Annotated in this window: 2 protein-coding genes; both read left to right on the forward strand. The window is 49.9% G+C overall.

Annotated features, from left to right (window positions below):
* Positions 1-1,459: type I polyketide synthase (locus LCF57_RS26395; RefSeq protein ID WP_226003314.1), on the forward strand; the 1,459-nt coding region annotated here is incomplete at its 5' end.
* A partial coding sequence (locus tag LCF57_RS26400; protein WP_226003315.1) for an SDR family NAD(P)-dependent oxidoreductase occupies positions 1,443-7,186 on the forward strand: 5,744 nt, incomplete at its 3' end. The genes LCF57_RS26395 and LCF57_RS26400, both read left to right, overlap by 17 nt.

Consider the following 7,186-nt stretch of genomic DNA (forward strand, 5'->3'; position numbering starts at 1 on the left):
GCTGTCCCGGGCGATAGCCGATAAGGACCCCATCCATGCGGTGATTAGGGGGACGAGCATCAACCACGGAGGCAAGACCAACGGCTACACCGTGCCAAGCCCGACCGCCCAAGGGGAGCTGATCCGGTCGGCACTGGAGCGAGCGGGGGTACATGCCCGGACGATCAGCTATATCGAAGCCCACGGGACCGGAACGGAGCTGGGGGATCCGATTGAAGTGACCGGTCTGACCCAGGCTTTCAGGAAGGATACGGAGGACAATGGATTCTGCTCCATCGGCTCTGTAAAGTCCAACATCGGACATCTGGAGGCGGCGGCGGGCATCGCAGGGGTTGGAAAAATTGTCCTACAGATGAAAAACCGGACGTTGGTCCCCAGCCTGCATGCCAAAGAATTGAATCCGAACATTCCTTTCGGGCAGACGCCATTCGTAGTCCAGCAGGAGCTGGAGGAATGGAAGCGACCGGTGGTTGAGATTGATGGAGAGACGCGGGAATATCCGAGGATTGCCGGAATCTCATCGTTTGGGGCGGGAGGCTCCAATGCACATGTCATCATCGAAGAGTACATTCCGGGAGAGTACATTCCAGAAGAGTACACTCGGGAAGAGAAGGAGCCTATGAGCGTTACAGCCCAGAACCCTGCGATTGTTGTATTGTCGGCCAAAAATGAAGAACGGCTGAAAAAGCAGGGAGAGAGATTGCTAGCCGTTATCCGGGAAGGACAGCTAACGGAGAGCAGTTTGGCTGATGTGGCCTACACGCTCCAGGTGGGACGCGAGGCCATGGAAGAACGGCTTGCCGTGATTGCCGGGTCTGTGCAGGAGCTGGTGGAAAAACTTGAGGGATTCCTGGAAGGCAGGGACGACATCTCCGAGTTGTACCGAGGCCAGGTCAAACGGAATAAAGAGGCGTTGAAGGCACTGATAGAAGATGAAGATATGGAAAAAATGATCGCTGCCTGGATCGGAAAAAGGAAATATTCGAAGGTTGTCGATCTGTGGGTCAAGGGACTGGCTATGGACTGGAACATGCTGTATGGGGATGCCAAGCCGCGGAGAATCAGCCTGCCCGCCTATCCTTTTGTGAGGGACCGGTATTGGATCACGGATATAAAAACCAAATCGGCTTCCATTGAGTCTGTAGATACTGTAAAGCCAACAGATTCTTTCATTGTTCAAAAGACAGTTGCGAAAACGGCAAATGTTTCGGGAATGAAACCAAAGGAAAGCAAAGCTCCATATTCCAAAGCTGTTCCTTCATATATCCAGAATATCCAGAGCCATATCTCCGCCAGTGTAAAAATAAAGAAAATGCCAGATATTTCTTATCTAGCGGCTGAATACGAGACAATGTCCTCGTCTACAGTCGACAACAAAGCTTACTCGGAACAGGAACAGGATGGAGCGACGCGAGGGACTGAACGGGAATGGAGGCTTAAAGATGAAGGAAATGAATGATATCTTATGCAGGCTGTTATGGGGTCATTTGCAATCGTTGGGATTATGTCCATATGGACAAATGGAAAAGAGGGCTATGATCGCAGATTTTAAAATAAAAACGGCTTTACTTGATTTATACGATCGTTGGCTTGAAGAAAGCATAGAGGTATTGGCACGGAATCACTATTTGTACTGTAAAGGAGAGTCCTATAGCGCAGCGGATACCGCTTCGGTTGATCTGCAGGCTGTATGGAAGGAGTGGGAATTGAAGAAAGGGGCATGGTTGAAAAATCCGGATCTCTCGGCCTGGGCAGTTTTGGTGGAATCAACCTTACGCAAGCTGCCAGAAATTTTGACCGGGAAAATACCTGCCACCGATATCATGTTTCCCAACTCTTCCATGAAACTGGTGGAAGGCATATATAAAAATAGTCCTGCAGCAGATTACTTTAATGAAGTGCTGGGGGATATTGCAGTTTCCTATCTGAATGAGCGGCTTAAACATGATCCGTCGGTGCAGATTCGAATCATAGAAGTTGGCGCAGGCACTGGAGGTACTAGTGCTATGGTCTTCCAGAAGCTCAAACCTTATCGGGAGCATATTCAAGAATATTGCTATACCGACAAATCGAGAGCATTTTTATTACATGCACAAAAAGAGTACGGTCCGCAAAATCCTTATCTGACTTATCAGATTTTTAATGTGGAAGAGTCGGCTGAGGGACAAGATGTCGATACGGGTGGATATGATATTGTGATTGCCACCAATGTATTGCACGCCACCAGGAACATTCGCCAAACGTTACGCAATGTCAAAGCGGCGCTGCGAGAAAATGGCTTGATTCTTATCAATGAAATCAGCGGTAACTCTCTGTTAAACCACCTATCCTTTGGCCTTTTGGAGGGATGGTGGCTTTATAATGACCCGGAGTTGCGCATTCCAGGCTCTCCAGGATTATATCCTGAAAGCTGGCGAAGGGTATTGGAAATGGAGGGTTTTCGATCAGTTTTCTTCCCTGCTCAGGAAGCGCATGATATAGGTCAACAAATTATTGTGGCTGAAAGCGATGGTATGATTCGGGACCAACAGGAGCTTGAACACGGCAAGTCTCAAATGAAACCACGTGACGGAGAAATTCGATCAGGTACGGATGTAACCGACGAGATGGCAGAAGAGTATGTTAGGGAGCTTATTGTAGAGAAGCTGGCAGAGGCTTTAAATGTGGACTTTACTATGATTGATGTTCATGAATCATTCGCGGATTATGGATTGGACTCCATTCTTGCCGTTAACTTTGTGCAGGCTGTCAATCAGGGGCTGGGGATTCATTTGCAAACCACAGACATCTTCGATTACAGCTCAGTAAAACAACTGACGGCATGTATTTTAAATCAGTATGGCGATGAAGTTTTACAAGCCTTGGGACAGAGCGCTGATCCAATAGATAACGGGGAAAATGCAGCTCGTGAAAATCAAGAAATTCAAAATAAAGATTATATTCTTAATCCGGTTGAAACGGCAAGTGTATCCCCTGAGCCGGAGAAATCCAAAAAGGAGGACAAAGGGAAGGCTTTAACGGCAAGAGAGCCTATTGCGATTATTGGAATGAGCGGGCGGTTTGCCGGGTCTGATAATGTACATGAGCTTTGGAATCACCTTAAGAATGGTGACGATTTAGTGGAAGCGGTAACCCGGTGGGATCTTTCGAAATACCAGGAAAAACATGCAAGCTACTGCAATCATGGCAGCTTTTTGGGGGATATTGATAAGTTTGATCCGCTTTTCTTCAATATCTCGGGACTGGAAGCGACCTATATGGATCCGCAGCAGCGATTGTTTCTGGAGGAAGCGTGGCATGCTCTGGAGGATGCTGGCTATGCGGGTACAGGGATGGAGGGTCGCCGCTGCGGTGTTTATGTAGGCTGTGCCGAGGGAGATTACCAACAATTGCTGGGTGAAGACCTGCCTCCACAAGCGCTATGGGGTCATATGGGTTCCGTGATTCCCGCTAGAATCTCCTACTACTTGAATCTTCACGGACCGGCAATAGCTGTAGATACAGCTTGTTCCAGTTCGTTAGTTGCTGTTCATCTGGCTTGCCAAAGCTTATGGACCGGAGAAACGGATATGGCTTTAGCTGGTGGTGTCTATATTCATACTACCCCTCGCTGCTATTTATATGGTGACAGGGCAGGAATGCTGTCTCGCTCGGGACGCTGTTATACCTTTGATGACAGGGCAGATGGAATGGTTCCGGGAGAGGCTCTTGGCGCGATTGTGCTCAAACGGCTTCATGAAGCTGTTGCCGATGGAGACCACATCTATGGAGTGATTTTAGGTTCAGGAATCAATCAGGATGGCACCACAAATGGACTTACTGCGCCAAGCCAGAAGTCTCAGGAGCGACTGGAGCAATATGTCTATGACACATTTCATGTCCATCCGGAGCAAATCCAGATGGTGGAAGCACATGGAACAGGTACCAAATTGGGAGATCCCATTGAATATCAGGCACTGACGCGAACATTTAGAAAGTATACCGACAAGAAGGAATATTGCGCCATAGGGTCCATTAAGACGAATATCGGTCATTCGCAAATTGCGGCAGGAATCACGGGAGTGATCAAACTATTATTGTCATTAAAGCATAAGCAAATGCCGCCTTCTCTTCATTTCCGGTCGGGCAATTCAAATATTCAGTTTACGGATAGTCCTTTTTATGTCAATACGCATCTGCAGGACTGGGACATTGAGCCTGGTGCCAGACGCTGTGCTGCGGTCAGCTCCTTCGGCGCCAGCGGTACCAATGCTCATATGGTCATAGAAGAGGCTCCAAAGACAGAACGGAAACATGCCGAGAAGCCGGGTTATTTCATTCCGCTGTCGGCACGGACTGCAAAACAATTGTGCCGACAGGTAGAACAACTGATTAAGTATTGTGAACAGGAGCCTAAGGCAGATTGCGGTAATATGAGCTATACATTATTACTTGGGAGAAAGCACTGCAATCATCGGCTTGCATGTGTTGCCCGCAATCAAGGCGAGCTAGTCATGTCCCTTAAAAAGTGGCTGGAAAAAGGCAGTGCTTCTCAAGTTTACTATTCTGAACTGCACGAAAAAGATCAACGCATACAAACATCTTTGAAAAGGTACGGGGATGAATGTATTCAAAACTGTCAAAATGCAAGCGATGCCCGCGAGTATATGGAGCTTTTGATTACTATTGCAGATTTGTATGTTCAGGGATATTCGTTAGACTTTGAGCGTTTGTTTTCAAATGAACAGTATTCCAGGATTCCGCTGCCGACTTATCCTTTTGCAAAAGAGCAGTATTGGGCACCTGCGAGTGAAACAAAAAGTACTAGCGGCGGCATAGCGGCCGAGGGTGAAACGAAATTTACGCTCTCCAGAACAGCGGAAGCGCCTGGGGTTACAGCGAGCCGTACACTGATGTTTGAGCCTGCCTGGAAGGAGCAGGACGTACCGCTGAAAGCCGAAGCCCCTGCCTATGAGCGGCGTATCGTCTTGCTTTGTGAGCCGGACGAAGCTTTACACGAACGGCTCGCAGCAAAAGTGAACGGCCTTGCGCAGGTCCTTGCTTTTCAATCTGGGAAGAACCGGGTAGATGAACGGTTTCAGGCCTATGCCGCCCAAGCCTTTGAGAGCATCCAAAGTATACTCAAAGACAAGCCGGAGGGAAGAGTGCTGGTTCAAATTGTCGTGCGGAACTCCGGGGAAGGGCGGCTCTTTTCGGGGCTTTCGGGGTTGTTGAAGACGGCGCGGCTGGAAAACCCGAAATTGATCGGGCAGTTGATCGAAGTGGAAAAGGGAGAATCTGCGGAAGGTCTCCTGGCAAAGCTGGAGGACAACAGCCGCAGCCCGGTGGATGGATGGATTCGCTATGTGGACGGTCAACGGAGAACTGCTTTCTGGAGCAGGCTCGAGCCATTCCGGGAAGAAGAGGTACTTCCATGGAAAAACGATGGCGTCTATCTGATCACCGGAGGCTCTGGCGCTTTGGGATTGCTTGTTGCAGAAGAGATTGTCCGGCAGGCCCCAGCGGCGACCTTGATCTTGACGGGCCGATCGCCGCTGGGCAGAGGCAGACAGACCCGACTGAAGGAGCTGGAGGCCTCAGGTGCCAGCGTGGAGTATAGACAAGGCGATATCACCGATAAGAGCACCGTTATCGGTTTACTGGAAAGTATTCGTGAGGAATGTGGGCGTGTCCATGGGATCATCCACTGTGCAGGGGTGATTCACGATAACTTCATCATCAAGAAAACAAGCGAAGAATTTATGGAGGTGCTGGGATCGAAGGTTAGAGGACTGGTCCATCTGGATGAAGCGAGCAGCGGCCAGGATCTGGACTTCTTTGTGCTCTTTTCTTCCATATCGGGTAGCCTGGGCAATCCGGGACAGGCCGACTATGCCACCGCCAATGCCTTTATGGACGCATACGCAGAATACCGGAATACCCTGGTGGGAGCCAAGCAACGACGAGGGCGGACGTTATCCATCCGCTGGCCACTATGGAAAGAGGGCGGGATGCGGATCGATGCGGACACGGAAAAGATCATGATGCAGAACATGGGCATCACGGCCATGCAGACCCGGTCGGGCATGAGGGCGTTGCAGCAATGCCTGTCCTCTGGAAAGGAGCAGGTAATGGTCATGGAAGGGGAGCCTGAGAAAATCGAGGCTTACCTGGCGAAAGCTGTCTCACAAGTCGGTGTCCGTGCCGTCCAGACATCAATACCTAACCAGACAACCACACCTAAGCTGGATGCGGGCTTGCTCTACGATAAAACCTTGCATTGTCTCAAGGTGCTACTCGGAGAGGTAACCCGGCTAAGCGTCGGCAGCATCGAAGCCAATGAGCCCTTGGAAACCTATGGAATTGATTCCATCATGATTACCCAACTCAATGGCAAGCTGGCGAGTTCCTTTGGAGAGCTGTCCCAGACACTGTTTTATGAGTACCAGACCTTGCGTGCCTTGACGGAATATTTTGTGAGGGACTACTCGAAGGAGTGCATGCGGTGGGTCGGGATGAGTCATGACATGCAGCCAGTAGAGGCAACGCCTGCGACACCGCAGTATGCCGAAGAAGAAACCGTGCCGACTGCAGCGAAGATGACAGCGAAGCCTGACCGAAGCTGGGCGGGGCTTAGGCTGGCGGAAACTCGTGAACCGATAGCGATCATCGGAATGGCAGGAAAGTATCCACGGTCCAAGAACATGAACGAATATTGGGAAAATCTAAAAGCAGGGAAGGACTGTGTCACCGAAATCCCGCAAGAACGCTGGACGATGGAGGAATTCTTCCATCCCGATAAACAGGAAGCTGTAGCTCATGGAAAAAGCTACAGCAAGTGGGGGGGCTTTATCGAAGGATTTGCGGAATTCGATCCGTTGTTCTTCAATATTGCGCCACGGGAAGCGCTCAGTATGGACCCTCAGGAAAGGCTGTTCATAGAAGCCTGCTGGGAAGTGATGGAGGATGCGGGCTACACCAGGGAACAGCTTGCGGTGCGGCATAACAGCCGGGTAGGCGTATTTGCCGGGATTACCAAAACGGGTTTTGATTTATATGGGCTGGATCTATGGAGGAAGGGATCGCAAATATTCCCCCACACATCCTTTAGCTCCGTGGCTAACCGGATTTCGTACCTGTTCAATTTGCAAGGACCCAGCATGCCGATCGATACCATGTGTTCGTCCTCGTTAACCGCGATTCATGA

The sequence above is a fragment of the Paenibacillus sp. BJ-4 genome (assembly GCF_020404765.1).
In the GTDB taxonomy this organism is placed as follows: domain Bacteria; phylum Bacillota; class Bacilli; order Paenibacillales; family Paenibacillaceae; genus Paenibacillus.